Annotated in this window: 15 protein-coding genes and 1 pseudogene; 10 read left to right on the top strand and 6 right to left on the bottom strand. The window is 56.9% G+C overall.

Translation table 11 applies throughout. The annotated features are described in order from the left end of the window. Positions 1-52 precede the first annotated feature (52 nt). Complete coding sequence (gene msrP, locus EKL02_RS17800; protein ID WP_128903276.1) at positions 53-1,033, top strand: protein-methionine-sulfoxide reductase catalytic subunit MsrP; 981 nt, start codon at positions 53-55, stop codon at positions 1,031-1,033. 20 nt (positions 1,034-1,053) lie between these two features. Beyond that, a complete protein-coding gene (gene msrQ, locus EKL02_RS17795) occupies positions 1,054-1,689 on the top strand; it encodes a protein-methionine-sulfoxide reductase heme-binding subunit MsrQ (protein ID WP_128903581.1) in 636 nt (211 codons plus the stop codon). 17 nt (positions 1,690-1,706) lie between these two features. On the opposite strand, the gene lysA is transcribed toward msrQ, so the two are convergent. Both lysA and EKL02_RS17785 read right to left on the bottom strand, forming a co-directional pair. Continuing rightward, positions 1,707-2,990, bottom strand: coding sequence for a diaminopimelate decarboxylase (lysA, locus tag EKL02_RS17790; RefSeq protein ID WP_128903275.1), 1,284 nt, complete (start codon positions 2,988-2,990; stop codon positions 1,707-1,709). Between the two features lie 20 nt (positions 2,991-3,010). Continuing rightward, positions 3,011-3,259 carry a lipoprotein gene (locus EKL02_RS17785; RefSeq protein ID WP_128903274.1) on the bottom strand — a complete coding sequence of 83 codons (249 nt, stop codon included), beginning with the start codon at positions 3,257-3,259 and terminating at the stop codon, positions 3,011-3,013. Between EKL02_RS17785 and cyaY the strand changes: the two genes are divergently transcribed. After that, on the top strand, positions 3,258-3,593 hold the full coding sequence (gene cyaY, locus EKL02_RS17780) for an iron donor protein CyaY (RefSeq protein WP_128903273.1): 336 nt from the start codon (positions 3,258-3,260) through the stop codon (positions 3,591-3,593). The two genes, EKL02_RS17785 and cyaY, sit on opposite strands and share 2 nt — an antisense overlap. Positions 3,594-3,638: 45 nt before the next feature. On the opposite strand, the gene EKL02_RS17775 is transcribed toward cyaY, so the two are convergent. Beyond that, complete coding sequence (locus tag EKL02_RS17775) at positions 3,639-5,999, bottom strand: penicillin-binding protein 1A (protein WP_128903272.1); 2,361 nt, start codon at positions 5,997-5,999, stop codon at positions 3,639-3,641. A gap of 318 nt (positions 6,000-6,317) precedes the next feature. Here EKL02_RS17775 and EKL02_RS17770 point away from each other — a divergent pair, with 318 nt between their 5' ends. The 7 genes and pseudogenes from EKL02_RS17770 (at position 6,318) to EKL02_RS17740 (ending at position 14,278) form a co-directional block, all read left to right on the top strand. Further along, positions 6,318-7,397 (top strand): pilus assembly protein PilM, encoded by a 1,080-nt coding sequence (locus tag EKL02_RS17770; protein WP_128903271.1) that lies wholly within the window; start codon positions 6,318-6,320, stop codon positions 7,395-7,397. Then, positions 7,397-8,029 carry a PilN domain-containing protein gene (locus EKL02_RS17765; protein WP_128903270.1) on the top strand — a complete coding sequence of 211 codons (633 nt, stop codon included), beginning with the start codon at positions 7,397-7,399 and terminating at the stop codon, positions 8,027-8,029. The genes EKL02_RS17770 and EKL02_RS17765 overlap by 1 nt, the downstream gene beginning before the upstream one ends. Positions 8,030-8,042: 13 nt before the next feature. Further along, a complete protein-coding gene (locus EKL02_RS17760) occupies positions 8,043-8,702 on the top strand; it encodes a type 4a pilus biogenesis protein PilO (protein WP_128903269.1) in 660 nt (219 codons plus the stop codon). After that, a complete protein-coding gene (locus EKL02_RS17755; protein ID WP_128903268.1) occupies positions 8,699-9,238 on the top strand; it encodes a pilus assembly protein PilP in 540 nt (179 codons plus the stop codon). The genes EKL02_RS17760 and EKL02_RS17755 overlap by 4 nt, the downstream gene beginning before the upstream one ends. Continuing rightward, positions 9,238-11,379, top strand: coding sequence for a type IV pilus secretin PilQ (gene pilQ / locus EKL02_RS17750; protein WP_128903267.1), 2,142 nt, complete (start codon positions 9,238-9,240; stop codon positions 11,377-11,379). The genes EKL02_RS17755 and pilQ overlap by 1 nt, the downstream gene beginning before the upstream one ends. 87 nt (positions 11,380-11,466) lie before the next feature. Further along, a pseudogene (gene aroKB, locus EKL02_RS17745) lies at positions 11,467-13,140 on the top strand (bifunctional shikimate kinase/3-dehydroquinate synthase AroKB). A 1-nt stretch (position 13,141) separates the two neighbouring features. Next, positions 13,142-14,278, top strand: a complete 1,137-nt coding sequence (locus tag EKL02_RS17740) for a deoxyguanosinetriphosphate triphosphohydrolase (protein ID WP_128903266.1) — start codon at positions 13,142-13,144, stop codon at positions 14,276-14,278. Between the two features lie 12 nt (positions 14,279-14,290). Here the strand turns inward: EKL02_RS17740 and EKL02_RS17735 are convergent, their stop codons facing one another. The 3 genes from EKL02_RS17735 to EKL02_RS17725 all read right to left on the bottom strand — a co-directional run bounded on the left by EKL02_RS17735 (position 14,291) and on the right by EKL02_RS17725 (position 17,375). Beyond that, the gene (locus EKL02_RS17735) at positions 14,291-15,373 is read right to left on the bottom strand and encodes an enoyl-CoA hydratase/isomerase family protein (RefSeq protein ID WP_128903265.1); all 1,083 of its coding nucleotides are present in this window, start codon (positions 15,371-15,373) and stop codon (positions 14,291-14,293) included. 67 nt (positions 15,374-15,440) lie between these two features. Beyond that, positions 15,441-15,797: a ribosome-associated translation inhibitor RaiA gene (gene raiA, locus EKL02_RS17730; RefSeq protein ID WP_128903264.1), complete on the bottom strand. Its 357-nt coding sequence runs from the start codon at positions 15,795-15,797 to the stop codon at positions 15,441-15,443. A gap of 102 nt (positions 15,798-15,899) precedes the next feature. Then, on the bottom strand, positions 15,900-17,375 hold the full coding sequence (locus EKL02_RS17725) for an RNA polymerase factor sigma-54 (protein ID WP_128903263.1): 1,476 nt from the start codon (positions 17,373-17,375) through the stop codon (positions 15,900-15,902). Positions 17,376-17,381 lie beyond the last annotated feature (6 nt).

Here is a 17,381-nt window from a genome sequence, read left to right as displayed (position 1 = left end):
GACAAGATGATCGACTAAACTGCATCTCAAGCCCAGTCAGAATGGAACGTCCATGTTAATCAAGCATAATCCCAACGGTATTGACCGGCCGTTTGCTTCCGAAATCACGCCGCGTGAGGTGTTTGAGTCGCGCCGCCACTTCATTCACCAGATGGCACTCGGCACGATCGCCGGTGGCGCCCTGATGGAAATGGCGACGCGGGAAGCTTTTGCGCAATCCGCCACCGCGCAAAAGCTGTCCGCTAAAGCCAATGCCGCCTATGTGGTGGTCGATAAGCCGACCGCTTACAAGGATGCGACCAGCTATAACAATTTTTACGAGTTCGGCACCGACAAGGGTGATCCGGTGAAGTATGCCGATACCCTGAAAACGCAACCCTGGACGGTGTCGATCGAAGGCGAAATCAACAAGCCGCAAGTTCTCGATCTTGATGGCTTGCGCAAGCTGGCGCCGCTGGAAGAGCGGATCTACCGCCTGCGTTGTGTCGAAGGCTGGTCGATGGTGATCCCCTGGATTGGCTATTCGCTGGCAGAATTGATCAAGAAGGTCGAGCCGAACGGCAATGCCAAATACATCGAATTGATTTCCTTAGCGGACAAGCGGCAAATGCCGGGGCTCGGTAGCCCGGTGCTGGACTGGCCGTATGTCGAAGGTTTGCGCCTGGATGAGGCACGACACCCGCTGACGTTTTTGACTCTTGGCATGTACGGCGAAGTCTTGCCCAAGCAAAATGGCGCACCCGTGCGCGTGGTCGTGCCCTGGAAGTATGGTTTCAAGTCGGCCAAGTCGATCGTGCGGATCCGCTTCACACGCGATCAGCCGAAAACCGCGTGGAACCTGGCGGCCCCGAGTGAATATGGTTTTTATTCCAACGTCAATCCCGGTGTCGACCATCCGCGCTGGTCGCAAGCCAGCGAGCGCCGCATTGGCGAAGACAGCTTTTTTGCGCGGAAGCGCAAGACGCTGATGTTCAACGGCTATGCCGAGGTGGCTTCGCTGTATACCGGCATGGACTTGCAAAAATTCTTTTGAATGGCGAGGGAATCGTGCTGATGTTTCATCCCGCGCCAAGACAATTGCAGGCAATCAAGCTGACCGTGTTTACCGCAGCACTGCTGCCGCTGGCACGGCTGATTTGGTTAGGCTTTGCCGACAGCTTGAGCGCCAACCCGATCGAATTCATTACGCGCAGTACCGGTGACTGGACCTTGTACATGCTGTGCCTGACGTTGGCCGTGACACCCTTGCGCCGGATTCTGCAATGGCCCTGGCTGATCCGGTTGCGCCGCATGCTGGGCTTGTTCTGTTTTTTTTATGCCGTCCTGCATTTCACGACGTTTCTCTGGTTCGACCACTTTTTCGATATCGCGGAAATGTGGCGTGATGTCCTGAAGCGTCCCTTCATTGCCGTGGGCTTCACAGCGTTTGTCTTGCTGATCCCGTTGGCGGCAACCAGCAGCAATGCCATGGTCAGGCGTTTGGGGGGCAAGCGCTGGCAGTGGCTGCACCGCTTGATTTACGTGATTGCCCCGCTCGGCATCCTGCATTTCTGGTGGATGAAGGCGGGCAAGAATGATTTTGCCGAGCCCTTGCTGTTCGGCGTCATCGTTGCAGCGCTGCTCGGGGCGCGACTCTACTGGCGCTTTGCGCGCAGCAAGACGGCCCCGCTTGGGGCCGCACCGCGTTGATCACGAAAATCGCCGCCTTACGCCAGCAGCTTTTCCTGTGCAAACAATTGTTCCGGCAACTCACGCGGTCGCACGAGATGCATTTCCGCCCCATCGACAATGACCTCGGCCGCACGGCCGCGGGTATTGTAGTTGGACGACATGGTCATGCCGTAGGCACCTGCTGACAGGATCGCCAGCAAGTCGCCTTGCGCGATGTTGAGGGCACGTGCGCGTGCCAGCCAGTCACCGGATTCACATACCGGGCCGACCACGTCATAAGTGCTGGCGCTGCCTTCGCGCTGACGCACTGCCTGCACGCCATGCCAGGCTTCATACATGGCCGGACGCATCAGGTCATTCATGGCAGCATCGACGATGGCAAAATTCTTGGCGCCGCCATGCTTGAGGTATTGCACTTCCGTGATCAGCACGCCGGCATTGCCGACAATCGAGCGGCCGGGCTCGAACAATACCGTGATGGGTGCATTGCCGTGGCGCGCGGCGCGCCACGCATCGATGCGGGCAAACAGGCGGCCAAGATAGTCGCCGACGGCCACTGGCTGGTCCTGGTCATAAACGATGCCGATGCCGCCGCCGATGTCGAGGTGGTGGATGGCGATGCCCTCGGCGCTCAGGGTGTCGATCAGTTCGATCAGCTTGTCCAGCGCTTCCAGCAGGGGGGCATCGTCGAGCAATTGCGAGCCGATATGACAATCGATGCCGGTTACGCGGATATGCGGCAAGCCTGCGGCCGTGCGGTAGATATCCAGTGCTTCCTCAAACGCCACGCCGAACTTGTTTTCCTTGAGCCCGGTAGAAATGTACGGATGCGTCTTCGGGTCGACATTCGGATTGACGCGCAGCGAAACAGGCGCCTGCTTGCCCTCTTGGCCGGCGACGTCGTTGAGACGATGCAATTCCGCCAGCGATTCCACGTTAAAGCACAGAATATCGTGTGACAGCGCCAGCCGCATTTCTTCGCGCGACTTGCCCACGCCGGAAAAGATGACCTTGCGCGGATCGCCGCCGGCGGCCAGCACGCGCAGCAATTCGCCGCCGGAAACGATGTCGAAGCCGGACCCCTGGCGTGCCAGCAAGTTCAGCACGGCCAGATTGGAATTGGATTTGACCGAATAGCAGACCAGGGCTGTCTTTTCATCGCGGCCATGTTTTTTGCAGGCGTCGGCATAAGCGGCATAATTTTCCAGTAACGCCGCCTTGGAATAAACATAAGTGGGCGTGCCGAAACGCTCGGCAATTTCAGTCAGAGGCAGATTTTCGGCGCAAAGCACGCCGTTACGATAAGTAAAATGCGACATGGCGGTACAGGTTGGTTGGCTTATTTCGAGGTGGTCGGGGATACCGGCGCGTTTGATTCTGCTGGCTTGGCCGCCGCCGGTTCGGGTGCCGTGGCGGGCACTGGCGTTGCAAGCGGTGGCCGGCTGGGCATGTAAAGCGGTCCGCGCTGCCCGCAGGCGGCCAGCAATGGCAGGACGGCCACCAAGCCGGCAAGTGCGCGGCGCGACAGAATAAAATGGGGCTTCACGTTTACAATCACGGTTTCTAGAAATGCATTGGAGTGTAGCATGACCGAATCAGAATTCCTGGCCCTGGCGGAAACCACCTTGGGCAATATCGAGCGCGCCCTGGAAAACGCCGCCGATGGCGCAGACCTGGATATCGAGTGCAGCCGCGCCGGCAACGTGCTGGAAATCGAACTGATCGACAGCGGTGCAAAAATCATCGTCAACAGCCAGGCGCCGATGCAGGAAATCTGGGTTGCCGCACGCTCCGGCGGCTTTCACTACAAGCGGGTGGACAACCGCTGGATCGACACGCGCGGCAGCGAGGAACTGTTCGCCGCGCTGGGGCGACTGGTTGGCGAGCAGGCAGGCTGCGTCATCCAGCTCGACCCTGCCTGAACCCTGATCCTTACGCGTGCCTAGTCGCCGGCTGGCCGCCCGGCTTCAGAATAGCTGATTCTTGACTTCGTCCTTGGTGGCGCCTTCTTCGGCTGGCGCACGTTTTTCCGGTGCTTCCGCCGTGCCCAGGCTGCGCACCCCGCTGCCAGGAGGATTTTCGGCGTAATAATATTCACTGCCCACCTGGATGACGCCATCGGGAATGACGCTTTCCATCACCGGAATATCCTTCAGCGCCTGTTGCATGTAATTGATCCAGATCGGCAAGGCCAATCCGCCACCGGTTTCCCGATTGCCAAGGTTTTTTGGCTGGTCGAAACCGATCCAGGCAATCCCCACCACCTTGGGCTGGTAGCCTGCGAACCATGCATCGACCGAGTCATTGGTGGTGCCGGTTTTGCCGGCAATGTCAGGGCGATTCAAGACCAGCGCGCGGGTAGCGGTGCCGGATTTGACCACATCTTTCATCATGCTGGTCATCAGGAAGGCATTGCGCTGGTCAAGCACGCGGTTACTCTCATCGCCAGCACGATCCGGTGCCGCTTGCGACAATACCCGGCCGGTACTGTCGGTAACCCGGGCAATCAGATAGGGATTGACCTTGTAGCCGCCATTGGCGAACACAGCGTAGGCACCGGCCATTTGCAGCGGCGTCACGTTGCCGGCGCCAAGCGCCAGGGTCAGGTAGGGCGGGTTCTTGTCGGCATCGAAACCGAAGCGGGTAACGAATTCCTGGCCATAACGCGCGCCAACCTTGTGCAGGATACGGATCGATACCATGTTCTTCGACTTGGTCAGGCCGCGGCGCATCGACATCGGCCCCTCGTACTTGCCATCGTAATTCTTCGGCTCCCATGCCTGGCCGCCAGTCTGCCCGGCGTCAAAGCTGATCGGGGCGTCATTAATCGTGGTGCCGGGCGATAAGCCTTTTTCCAGGGCTGCCGAGTAAATGAAGGGCTTGAATGACGAGCCAGGCTGGCGCCACGCCTGGGTGACATGGTTGAACTTGTTGCGGTTGAAATCGAAGCCGCCGACCAGCGCGCGGATGCCGCCATCCTCGGTATTGGCTGCGATAAACGCTGCCTCGACCTCCGGCATTTGCGTTACGTGCCAGATCTTGCCTTCCTGGGTAACACGAATGATGGCGCCGCGCCGGATGCGCTTGTTGGGCGGCGTCTTTTCACTGAAGCCGCTGGCCGCAAAGGCCAGGCCGGCTGCCGGAATCTCGATTTCCTCGCCGGATGCCAGCATGGCGCGGACCTGCTTGGGCGTCGCTTCCAGTACCGCCGCGGCGACGAGGTTTTCGCTGTCAGGGTGGTCGGCCAATTCCAGTTCTATGGCGTTATCCGCTTCTTCCTTCGCATTCGGGATTTCCATGAAGCCTTCCGGACCGCGGTAGCCATGGCGCTTTTCATAATCCATCACGCCGCGCCGCAATGCCAGGTAGGCCGCATCCTGGTCCGTCTTGGTAATGGTCGTAAAGACATTCAAGCCGCGTGTATAGGTATCTTCCTTGAATTGCTCGTACACCATCTGACGCGCCATTTCCGCAACATATTCCGCATGGATGCCAAAGGCTGCGCTGTCGGTCTTGACCTTCAATTCTTCATTGCGTGCCTTTTCATACTGGTCTTGCGTGATGTAGCCCAGTTGGTACATGCGCGAAATGATGTATTGCTGGCGTGCCGTGGCACGTTTCGGGTTGGCGACCGGATTGTAGGCAGAAGGCGCTTTGGGCAAGCCGGCCAGCATGGCCGCCTCTGCAATTGTCAATTTATCCAGCTTCTTGCCGAAATAGATTTGTGCCGCCGAAGAAAATCCATAAGCGCGCTGACCCAGGTAAATCTGGTTCATGTAAATCTCGAGGATCTGGTCTTTTGACAGGTTTTGCTCGATTTTCCAGGCAAGCAGCATTTCATATACTTTCCGCTTGACCGTTTGTTCGCTCGAAAGGAAAAAATTGCGCGCCACTTGCTGCGTGATCGTGGATGCGCCTTGTTTGGCGCCACCGCTGACGTTGTGAAGCGCTGCGCGCAGGATGCCGAGGTAATCGACGCCGCTATGTTCATAAAAGCGGTCATCTTCGATCGCCAGCACCGCCTTTTTCATGATCTCGGGAATATCCTTGACGCGCACCATATTGCGGCGTTCTTCCCCGAATTCGCCAATCAGGACGTTATCGGCAGAAAAAATCCGTAAAGGGATTTTCGGCCGGTAATCCATCAAGGTATCCAGGGCCGGCAGGTTGGGATAGGCCATTGCCAGAACAAAGACGATGACCAGGACGCCGGCCAGAAATAATGCGGCAAACACACCGATCAGTGCGGCGAATGAACGCAAAAGCAGTTTGGGCAGGGCGTTGCGTACCGGGGAAGGCGTTTCTCCGGTGGAAGGATCTAACATCATGCGCTTTATCTATGGAAATAGTATCCAGCTCATTATAAACGTCCGGCAAACCTGTACTGAACGTCTCTACGGCAAAGCAATGAAAACCAGCTGGGGAGCTTGCTCGCGTGGGGTTTTGGCAACGGATTTGTAAATTACTGTAAGGAAATTGCTTTACATCGCCTGAACCTTATTGCTACGATTTAATGTAACGTTTGACAAAAGTCGTCTAAACACTGGTTTTTAAACAAGATTTTCCACGCGCAATTTTATTCGTCTGTTAGGCAGGTAGTTAGGCGAACAGTTCAATACGGGCGTATTTTCGGGGGAGACCTGGCTTTGGCTCTAGATCTTGGATCCTTATTCGGCAAAGCAAATTCGCCGTTGGTCGGTCTTGATATCAGCACTTCGGGCGTCAAGCTCGTGGAGTTGTCTCAAGCTGGCAAAAATGAATTGCGGTTAGAACGTTTCGCGTCAGAACCTTTGCCGCGCGGCGCCGTTGTGGACGGCAATATTGAAAACATCGAGCAGGTGTCTGAAGCCGTTCGGCGTGTCTGGAAAAAGAGTGGTACCAAGGCCAAGCACGTGGCGTTGGGTATGCCCCCGGCTTCCGTGATTACGAAAAAGATTATTTTGCCCGGCGGCTTGATCGAAGAAGAGCTGGAAATTCAGGTGGAAACCGAAGCCAGCCAATATATTCCCTTCGCGCTGGATGAAGTCAGCCTGGATTTTGACGTATGCGGTCCAGCGCAAAATTCTCCGGAAGATGTTGAAGTTTTACTGGCAGCAACGCGCAAGGAAAAAGTCGAAGACCGTGTTGCTGTCGCAGAGGCGGCCGGCTTAAAGCCGCTGGTGATGGATATCGAATCCTATGCCGCCCGCGCCGCAGTCGACCGCCTGGTGGCGCAATTGCCAAGCGGGGGACAGGGGCAGATTGTCGCGTTATTGCAGATTGGTACGCAGGTCACGCATATTTCCGTATTGCTGGATGGTCAGACCATCTACGAACGGGAGCAGCCCTTCGGTGGCGGGCAATTGACGCAAGATATTGTGCGCGCCTACGGCTTGTCGCATGACGAAGCCGAAGCGAAAAAGAAAAGTGGGGATCTGCCTGAAGGTTATGAGCACGAGTTGCTGGAGCCTTTCCTTGAAAGCGCCGCGATGGAAGTCACACGCGCTGTGCAATTTTTCTTCACCTCCACGCCTTATACCCGGATCGACCAGATTTTCCTGGCAGGGGGATGTGCCGCGATTCCCGGCCTGGTCGATGTTGTCGCCGACCGGACGAAAATTTCAGCATCGGTCGTCAGCCCATTCAAGGGTATGCAACTGGCATCAAGTATCCGGGAAAAACAATTACGCACGGAAGCGCCCGCCTATCTCGTGGCCTGCGGCCTGGCAATGCGGAGGTTTGACTGATGGTCAAGATTAATCTGCTTCCTCATCGTGAGGAAAAGCGCAAGCAACGCAAGGCCGGATTTATTGCCTTGCTGGGTAGTGCGGCATTGGCTGGCGGCTTGATTGTGCTGGCCGGCGGCGGGTTTATCGCGGCACAGATTTCCGCGCAAACCGAGCGCAATGAATTCATCAAGGCAGAAAACGCCAAGCTGGATGTACAGATCAAGGAAATTGCCACGCTGCGCGAGGAAATCGAAGCGCTCAAGGCGCGCCAGCAGGCGGTCGAAGACTTGCAAAGCGATCGCAATCAACCAGTGTATCTGATGGATGAATTGGTCAAGCAGGTGCCGGAAGGGGTGTACCTGAAATCCTTCAAGCAAGAAGGACAGCGGGTTGCCTTGAATGGTTACGCGCAATCCAATGAGCGTGTATCAGAATTGCTGCGCAATCTCGGCAACAATTCGACATGGCTGGAGCGTCCAGACCTGATCGAAATTCGCGCCGCTGGCGTTGGCACTGGACGGGATGCCAAGAGGGTTTTTGACTTCACGGTCAATGTCGGGATCAAGCGTCCCCGCGATCAGGTACAACAACCGCCGGCCGCAATTGCGGCTGGTACTGCTGCGGCGCCGGCGGCGCCCAAGGCACCTTGACAGGAATGACGCCATGGCAGATCTGAATAATTTAGGCGAGTCGTTATCCGCGCAATTTCGCGGCTTGAACGGACGTCACCCGGGCTTGTGGCCAATTGCACCACGCTTGTTGTGTGCATTCGGTGCACTGGCTCTTGTGGTTTTTCTCGGTTGGTATCTGTATTGGAGCCCGCAACTGGAAGAACTGGAAGCAGGCAAGCAGGCAGAGCTTACTCTCAGGACTGCTTATCAGGATAAGGTCAGGCAAGCAGTTAATCTGGATGCCTTGCGCAGGCAAAAGGAACAGGTGGGGGAATATGTCGCCACTCTGGAAAAACAATTGCCAAGCAAGGCTGAGATGGACGCACTCCTCTCGGACATCAATCAGGCTGGCTTGGGTCGCGGGTTGCAATTTGAATTATTCAAACCTGGCCAAGTGATCGTGAAAGACTATTATGCAGAACTGCCTATCAGCATTAAGGTGACTGGCAGTTATCATGATGTCGGCGCATTTACAGGCGATATTGCTAATTTGCCACGAATCGTTACCTTGAATAATCTGCAGCTGACCACGACTAAGGACAGAACGCTGAGTCTCGATGCAGTGGCGAAAACCTTCCGTTATCTGGATCGCGAGGAAGTGGACGCGCAGCGTGCGGTAGCGGGTAAAAAGAAGAAGGGAGCCAAAAAATGATGACCACCCGGTTGTATTGCATCGGCCTGGCGCTGGCGGGAGCGGCGGCGTTGAGCGGGTGTGACAATGGCGGCCTCGATGAAGTGCGGCAATGGATGGATGAGACAAGGCAGCAAACCAAGGTAAACGTACCCAAGTTGTCCGAGCCAAAGAAATTCCTGCCTTTTTCTTATGATCAACGCGATACCGTGGATCCTTATAGCCCAACCAAACTGGCAATTGCCTTGGCCAAGGCCAAAGGCAATTCGAGCAGCATATTAAAACCCGATATGGAGCGCCGCCGCGAAGCTTTGGAAAGTTATCCGCTCGACACTCTGCGGATGGTCGGCACCATGCAAAAGCCTGGCATCAACTATGCACTCATTCAGGCAGACAGGACGGTGTTTCATCTCAAGGTCGGCAATTACGTCGGCCAGAATTTCGGCATGATCACGAATATCACCGACACTGCAGTTGAGTTAAAAGAAATTGTCCAAGATGCGTCCGGCGAATGGGTCGAACGTCAAGCCAAGTTAGAGTTGCAGGAGATTAAATAATGAATGCGTTAAGAGAACAATTCAAGAACGCCGGCGCGTTACAACGCAAGGTATGGCAACTTTTTGCCTTCGCACTACTTGGCAGTACTTGTGCATTTGCTAGTGCACAGGAAAACGCCATCGAGTCGATCACGGCCAATCAGCAGGGTGCCAATGTCATCGTCAAGGTGACGATGAAGAACCCGATGGAAAAGCCGCCCATCGGGTTTTCCATTACCAACCCGTCACGTATTGCCCTGGATTTTCCGGGTACAGCCAATGCGACGGGAGTAGCCACACAAAGCATCAATCTGGGCGATGTCCGTAATGTGAATGTAGTCCAGGCCGGCGAGCGTTCGCGCCTGGTATTCAACCTGTTGCGGCCTCTCAACTACGCCACCGTGATCGAAGGAAATGCCGTCGTGGTGACCATCGATGGCTCCGGCGGCGTCGCAACGCCGGTCAATGCCGCGGGTACGTCAATAGCGGCCGCTGCGCCGGCGAACGTGGGCAGGGCGGCATTGCGCGACGTTGATTTCCGTCGCGGCGCATCCGGCGAGGGGCGTGTGGTGGTTAATTTGCCGAACAACCAGGTTGGCGTGGATGTACGCCAGCAGGGGCAGACGATCGTTGTCGACTTTCTGAAAACAAGCTTGCCTGACGTATTGCGTCGACGCCTGGATGTCAGCGATTTCGGCACACCAGTAAAGACGGTCACAACCACGCCGCAGGGTGAGAACGTGCGCATGGTGATCACGCCCCACGGGCTGTGGGAGCACAGTGCCTATCAGAGTGATACGCAGTTGGTGGTTGAAGTCAAGCCAATCAAGGAAGATCCGAACAAGCTGGTGCAGGGAACGCAAGGCTATAGTGGCGAGCGCTTGTCGCTGAATTTCCAGAATGTGGAAGTGCGCGCAGTGCTGCAAGTAATTGCTGACTTTACGGGCCTGAATATCATTACCAGCGATACGGTGACAGGTAACCTGACACTGCGTCTCAAGGACGTTCCTTGGGATCAGGCACTGGATATCGTGCTGCAGGCCAAAGGCCTGGACAAGCGCAAGAATGGAACAGTATTGTGGATTGCGCCAAAAGATGAATTGCTGACCAAGGAAAAACTGGAGCTGGAGCAAAAGGCGCAGATCGCTGAACTGGAACCGGTAAAAACCGAAATCTTCCAGTTGAATTACCAAAAAGCGGAATCCTTCAAGCAGGTGTTTGCCTTGGATAGCGCTGGGGGGACCACTAACCGAATTCTGTCCAAGCGCGGTAGCGCTGTGATTGATCCGCGTACCAATCAATTGTTTGTAACGGATATTCCGTCCAAGCTGGAAGAAGTACGCAAGCTGGTCCAAAAAACTGACGTTGCATCCAAGCAAGTATTGATCGAGGCACGCATTGTCGAGGCAAGCGATACCTTTAGTAAGAACCTGGGTGCGAAACTGGGTTTTGGCTTGCAAAGAAGCACGTCCGGCGGTAGCAACGTGGTGGAAGTCGGCGGTCGGCAAGAAGCTGATGCAGCGGCTCCCGGCCTCAATCTGACCAATTTGCAAACAGTGAATGGCAATAACGTGAATTTGCCGGCTAATGGCTTGCTCGGCAATACCGCAGGTACCATCGCGGTATCATTATTCAATGCCGCCGCAACGCGCTTCATTAGCCTGGAACTATCGGCCCTGGAAGCGGATGGCAAGGGCAAGATTATCTCCAGCCCGCGTATCGTGACTGCTGATCAGTTGAAAGCCTTGATCGAGCAGGGTACGGAATTGCCATACCAGCAAGCGACCAGCAGTGGTGCTACTTCTGTCGCCTTCCGGAAAGCCAATCTGAAACTCGAAGTAACCCCGCAGATTACGCCGGATGGCAATGTGATTCTGGATGTCGATGTGAACAAGGATAGCGTCGGCCAGCAAACGATTTCCGGTTTTGCGATCGACACCAAGCACGTAAAAACGCAAGTGCTGGTTGAAAATGGCGGCACGATCGTGTTGGGCGGTATTTACCAGCAGGTTGAGCGTGACTCAGTCTCCAAAGTGCCATTGTTCGGCGATATTCCTGTCCTGGGCAACCTGTTCAAGACCACCAGCCGTACCAATGACAAGACCGAACTTCTGATCTTCCTGACGCCGAAGATCCTGAGTGACAAGCTGTCGGTACGGTAATCAGCGAGAGAACGTTTCACAATTCAGGGTCTGGGCTCGCGCGAATGAGGGAAAAGCAATAAAATTGCGTTTCCAGCCCTGAATTGTATGAACAAAAATATATTCCTCGTCGGCCTCATGGGCGCAGGCAAGACTACCGTCGGCCGTGCCCTTGCCAAAAAACTCAATCGGCGTTTCATCGATTCGGATCATGAAATAGAGGCGCGTACCGGCGCCTCTATTCCTTTGATTTTCGAGATCGAGGGCGAGGAAGGTTTTCGCCAGCGCGAAACAGAAGCCATCCGCGACTTGACTGCACAGCCAGGCATCGTCCTGGCCACAGGGGGCGGCGCCATCCTCAAGCCGGAAAACCGGGCATGCCTGAAAGCTGGGGGCGTGGTGATCTACCTGCGTGCCAGCATCTCGAGCATTTTGCAGCGTACCAGCCATGACAAGAACCGGCCCCTGCTGCAGACTGCGGATCCGCGCGCCCGCCTTGAGGAACTGGCACGTATACGTGAACCGCTCTATCTCGAAGTGGCGGACCTGGTCGTCGAAACCGGTCGCCCTAACGTACAATCACTGGTACAGACCATTCTGACCGAACTCGAACGGCTGGAAGCGGCAGAGCAGGCGAAAGCCGCCCCGGAAGCCTGAACGACCGTTTTTTCTGAGATAACCATGTCCAACCAGTCTTTTACGCCCATTGAATTGCAGGTCGATCTGGGCGAACGCGCATACCCGATCACGATTGGCCAGTCCTTGCTGGCAAATCCGAATGTGGTGGGGCACCATATCGCCGGCCCCCGCGCCGCGATTGTCACCAACACGGTTGTGGCACCGCTTTATCTGGAGCGGCTGACGTCTTCGCTGCAAGCTGCCGGCAAACAGGTGACAACGATTATCCTGCCTGATGGGGAGGAGGAGAAAACCTGGGAAAACCTGATGCGCATTTTCGATGTCTTGCTGGCGCAAAAATGCGACCGCAAGACAACCTTGGTGGCGCTCGGTGGCGGCGTGATCGGCGACATGACAGGATTTGCCGCGGCCACGTACATGCGTGGCGTGCCTTTCGTGCAAGTGCCGACCACGCTGCTGGCGCAAGTGGATTCCTCGGTGGGCGGCAAGACCGGCATCAATCATCCGCTGGGCAAGAACATGATCGGCGCCTTTTACCAGCCGCAAGCCGTGATCGCCGATACCTTGACGCTGGATACCCTGGCGTCGCGCGAGCTATCGGCCGGCATGGCAGAAGTCATCAAGCATGGCGCAATTATCGATGCCGCGTTTTTCGACTGGATTGAAACGAACATCGCCAAGCTCATGGCGCGTGATGCCCATGCGATCGCCTATGCCATCCAGCGTTCGTGCGAGATCAAGGCAGACGTGGTGCGCCAGGACGAGCGGGAAGGCGGCTTGCGCGCCATCCTCAATTTCGGCCATACCTTCGGCCATGCAATCGAGGCGGGGCTTGGCTATGGCGAATGGCTGCATGGCGAAGCGGTCGGCTGTGGCATGGTCATGGCTGCAGAATTGTCGCAACGCCTGGGTTACATCGACGCTGCCGCAAAAGAGCGTATTGCGGCGCTGGTGCGCGCAGCAGGCTTGCCGGTGCGCGCACCTGACCTTGGCGCCGCGCGCTGGATCGAACTCATGCAAGTCGACAAGAAAAACGAGGCCGGGCAGATCAAGTTCATTCTTCTCAAGCCCCTGGGGACTGCCGTCATCACCACGGTGCCTCAGGAAATCCTGATTGAAAGCATCAACGCCTGCATCGGCTGACATGAATCTCGAAGCCTACCTCGCTCCCTATGCGGCACATTCCGCGACATCGCGAGGCAGGCGTTTCGCCGAATCGCCCGCCACCTCGCGTACCGAGTTCCAGCGCGATCGTGACCGCATCGTCCACTCCACCGCCTTTCGCCGCCTGGAATACAAGACCCAGGTGTTCGTCAATCATGAAGGCGACCTGTTCCGCACGCGCCTGACGCATAGCATTGAGGTGGCACAGATTGCCCGCTCGATCGCGCGCAATCTGCGCCTGAATGAAGACCTGGTTGAAGCGATTTCGCTGGCCCACGACCTCGGGCATACGCCGTTCGGCCACGCCGGGCAGGATGCCCTCAACGCCTGCATGGACCAATATGGCGGCTTCGAACACAACTTGCAGAGCCTGCGGGTGGTCGACAAGCTCGAAGAGCGCTATGGCGCATTCGATGGATTAAACCTGATGTTTGAAACGCGCGAAGGCGTTTTGAAGCACTGTTCCTCGCAGAATGCGCACATGCTGGGCGAGCTCGGGCAGCGATTCCTGGAAAAGAAGCAGCCAACCCTGGAAGCGCAACTGGCCAACCTCGCCGATGAAATCGCCTACAACAACCATGATATCGACGATGGCTTGCGCTCAGGCTTGCTGACCATCGAGCAGCTCGACGAAATCGATTTTTTCGCGCGCCATCGGCGCGAGGCGGAAGCTGCGTTTCCGGGTATCGGCGGGCGGCGGATGATCAACGAGACCGTGCGGCGGATGATCAATACCCTAATCGTCGACCTGATCAGCACTTCCGGACAAAAAATTCAGGATGCTGGCGTGCAAAGCCTCGAACAGGTGCGCAACGCGCCCGCACTCATCAGTTTTTCCGATGCCATGCGCAAGGAAGAGTTGCTGCTCAAACGTTTCCTGCGCGAGAACCTGTACCGGCATTACCAGGTCAACCGCATGACCAGCAAGGCCAAACGGATCGTGCGCGAGCTTTTCGAGACGTTCATGGCAGAGCCGCGCCTGCTGGCGCCGGACTACCAGGTGGCTGGCGGCGATCCGGCACGGCAGGCGCGCAAGGTTGCCGACTATATCGCAGGCATGACGGATCGCTACGCCATGCGCGAACACCGCCGCCTGTTCATGATCGACGAGATCTGAAGCCCGCGGCCTCTAGAGCCAAGTGCGCAACGGGTGCGCATGCGCCGGCCACGCAGGCTGGAAAAATCCTGCCACCATTTCTGCGCTGACGGCTTGCGGCGAGGGCGATCCCCATGCCGGGCACAAGTCCTTGTCGATCACGGCGGCACGGATGCCCTCGAAGGCCTCGCCCTGCTTGAAGCAGTGGCGCATCATCGAACGTTCCATGCGCAGGCACTCTTCGAATGTCATGCCGGCGCCCGCGCGCAACTGCCGCAAGGTCACGCACAGCATGAGCGGCGAGCGCTTTTGCATGGTTGCCAGGGTGGTCTGCGCAAACGCCGAGGCATCGCCGGCCAGCGAATCCATGATCGATGGCACGTCGTCAAAGGAAAAGTGGTGGTCGATGGCGTCACGCTGCCGTGCCAGTTCGCCGGTGTCGCCTGCAGAAAATTGCGCGGCAAAGTGGCGCACGTCCTGGTCGATATCGTTGCCGTCGCCTGTGCCCGCCAAGGCGTGCAGGTCCGCCAGCCGCTCCGCCGGAATAAACACATCCGCCAGCCCCGCATGCAGGGCATCGGCGGCGCCGACGGGATTGGCCGTCAGGGCCAGCCAGGTGCCGATCTGAGCCGGCGCACGCGACAGGAAATAACTTCCGCCGACGTCCGGAAACAGGCCAATATTCACTTCGGGCATGGCGAGCTTGCTGCGTTCAGTGACGATCCGCAGCCTTCCGGCTGAGTGGCACTGGGCAATGCCCATGCCGCCACCCATCACGATGCCATCCATGAGCACGATGTAGGGCTTGGGGTAGTGATGGATCAGCCGGTTAAGCGCATATTCCTCGGTAAAAAAATCCTCTATCAGGGCGCTGCCTTGCTGTGGCGTGGCTTGCCCGGACTGGTAAAAAAAACGGATATCGCCGCCGGCGCAAAAGGCTTTTTCACTATTGCTGTGGATGAACACCGCCTTGATTGCATCGTCATCGCGCCAGTCCAGCAGCGCGCGCGTCATGGCGCGCACCATTTCCAGTGACAGCGAGTTCAGTGCCTGCGGGCGGTTCAGGGTGAGCATGCCAGTGCGATGCTGGATGCGGGTCAGGATATGGTCGTTCATGATCGGGTAATAAAAAGGGCGCTTGGCGCGCCCCTGGTTACATTTGCAGAAGTTGATTGCGCCGGTTTTATTCTTCCGGTGCGGCCGTCATGGATTCCGGCAAGTGCTTGATGGCCTGGTGCTGGTGATCCTGGAGGATGGCCTTGTACTTGAGGACCTGACGGTCGAGTTTGTCGACCAGCCCATCGATTGCGGCATAAAGGTCATGCGCGATGGATTCCACATGGACATCCTTGCCCCGCATGCGCAAGGTGATTTCAGCCCGCTGGCGCTTGTCTTTCTCTGCAAGTTTGTCCACGGTGAGGATGACCGCAGCATCAATGACATGGTCGAAGTGGCGCCTGATGCGCTCCAGCTTGGCATGCACATATTCCCTGATAGGAGGGGTCAGTTCGAGATGATGTCCACTGATGGTCAGATTCATACAGCGCTCCTTAAAATAAGGTCACTGGCGGTTCACGGTCGACAAAGGCAAGTGCGTGTCGCCTGAACACAGCAACGAATACAACAAATACTGCAAGGACTACTACAAGGACTTGCGCAGGTTGACTGGCGGGATTTTCAAGGCTTCGCGGTACTTGGCCACAGTGCGCCGGGCAACGACCATGCCTTGCTCCCCCAGCATTTCTGCAATCTTGCTGTCAGAGAGGGGGTTCTTGGGGTCTTCAGCTCCTATCAATTGTTTGATCAACGCCCGTATCGCCGTTGATGAAGCTTCGCCGCCGGCTTCTGTGGCGACATGGCTGCCGAAGAAATACTTCAGCTCAAACATGCCATGCGGCGTCAGCATGTACTTCTGCGTTGTTACACGAGAAATAGTACTCTCGTGTAAACCTAGTGTATCAGCTATTTCGCGCAAGACAAGAGGGCGCATGGCGACGGCGCCATGCGAAAAGAAATTGCGTTGTCGCTCCACAATGGCTTGAGAAACCCGCAGGATCGTGTCGAAGCGCTGGCGCATGTTCTTGATGAGCCATTTTGCTTCCTGCAATTGCGAAGTGAGTGAGCCCTCACCCTTGTTTTGCTTGAGGATATTCGCGTACAAGGCATTCACGCGAAGCCGGGGCATCACATCATGATTGAGCATGACTTGCCAGCCGTTCTTGCCGCGCTTGACGATTACGTCCGGCACGACATAGTCGGCGGCATCGCTGGCAAAGACAGCCCCGGGATGGGGGTTGCACTGGCGGATGATGCACTGTGCTTCGCGCAAATCCTCGTCATCGCAATCGAGCAGTTTCTTGAGCTTGTTGAAGTCGCGCTGCGCAAACAGGCCGAGGTGCTTTTCGACGATGGTCAGCGCCATGCGTCGTGTCACCATCGGCACTTTCGGCATGCGCCGGATTTGCAGTGCGAGGCATTCACCGGCGTCGCGCGCGCCGACGCCGGCCGGCTCGAAACTTTGCACCAGTTTCAGGGCGATGGCCAATTCTTCCGGATCGATTTCCAGCTCGGCAGGCAAGCGCGCATGAATTTCCTCGAGCGGCTCTTCCAGGTAGCCATTGTTGTCAATGGCGTCGATGATCAATTCCATCAGGGCGCGATCACGCGTCTCATGGCTGGTCAGGCGCATCTGTTCCAGCAGGTGTTCGCGCAACGTGATGTGGTGCGCTTCCAGTTGCGGACGTGAGTCGTCGTCTTCAGGGTTCTTGCCGGTGCGGGCGACATCGTCGAAACTCCAGTCGGCCTCGCCATTGCCGCCATCCGCCGCCTCGCCGCCTTCTGCGCCTTCATAGGCAGTTTCGCCATCGGCCGCCGGCGCATCTTCGGCGGCGGACTTTTCCGCCGGGCTGCTGGTCTGGTTGATGGCGCCATCGGCAAGCAGGCGCACCGAATGGTCGAGCGGATCGTCAACGCGCTCGAGCATGGGATTGTCAGCCAGGATATGTTCCAGTTCCTGCTGCAATTCCAGCGTCGACAATTGCAGCAGCCGGATCGACTGCTGCAACTGCGGCGTCAATGCCAGATGCTGCGATACGCGTAGCTGAAGTGACTGTTTCATGGCGAT

It is taken from the genome of Janthinobacterium sp. 17J80-10, assembly GCF_004114795.1.
GTDB lineage: Bacteria > Pseudomonadota > Gammaproteobacteria > Burkholderiales > Burkholderiaceae_D > Paucimonas.
The sequence above is the reverse complement of the archived record's forward strand: the minus strand, read 5'-3'. Positions and strand labels throughout refer to the sequence as shown.

Bases quoted from the DNA above. Each gene is read 5' to 3' on its own strand.
- msrP (WP_128903276.1), top strand. From the start codon at position 53: ATGTTAATCAAGCATAATCCCAACGGTATTGACCGGCCGTTTGCTTCC.
- msrQ (WP_128903581.1), top strand. From the start codon at position 1,054: ATGTTTCATCCCGCGCCAAGACAATTGCAGGCAATCAAGCTGACCGTG.
- lysA (WP_128903275.1), bottom strand. From the start codon at position 2,990: ATGTCGCATTTTACTTATCGTAACGGCGTGCTTTGCGCCGAAAATCTG.
- cyaY (WP_128903273.1), top strand. From the start codon at position 3,258: ATGACCGAATCAGAATTCCTGGCCCTGGCGGAAACCACCTTGGGCAAT.
- EKL02_RS17785 (WP_128903274.1), bottom strand. From the start codon at position 3,259: ATGCTACACTCCAATGCATTTCTAGAAACCGTGATTGTAAACGTGAAG.
- EKL02_RS17775 (WP_128903272.1), bottom strand. From the start codon at position 5,999: ATGATGTTAGATCCTTCCACCGGAGAAACGCCTTCCCCGGTACGCAAC.
- EKL02_RS17765 (WP_128903270.1), top strand. From the start codon at position 7,397: ATGGTCAAGATTAATCTGCTTCCTCATCGTGAGGAAAAGCGCAAGCAA.
- EKL02_RS17760 (WP_128903269.1), top strand. From the start codon at position 8,043: ATGGCAGATCTGAATAATTTAGGCGAGTCGTTATCCGCGCAATTTCGC.
- EKL02_RS17755 (WP_128903268.1), top strand. From the start codon at position 8,699: ATGATGACCACCCGGTTGTATTGCATCGGCCTGGCGCTGGCGGGAGCG.
- pilQ (WP_128903267.1), top strand. From the start codon at position 9,238: ATGAATGCGTTAAGAGAACAATTCAAGAACGCCGGCGCGTTACAACGC.
- EKL02_RS17740 (WP_128903266.1), top strand. From the start codon at position 13,142: ATGAATCTCGAAGCCTACCTCGCTCCCTATGCGGCACATTCCGCGACA.
- EKL02_RS17735 (WP_128903265.1), bottom strand. From the start codon at position 15,373: ATGAACGACCATATCCTGACCCGCATCCAGCATCGCACTGGCATGCTC.
- raiA (WP_128903264.1), bottom strand. From the start codon at position 15,797: ATGAATCTGACCATCAGTGGACATCATCTCGAACTGACCCCTCCTATC.
- EKL02_RS17725 (WP_128903263.1), bottom strand. From the start codon at position 17,375: ATGAAACAGTCACTTCAGCTACGCGTATCGCAGCATCTGGCATTGACG.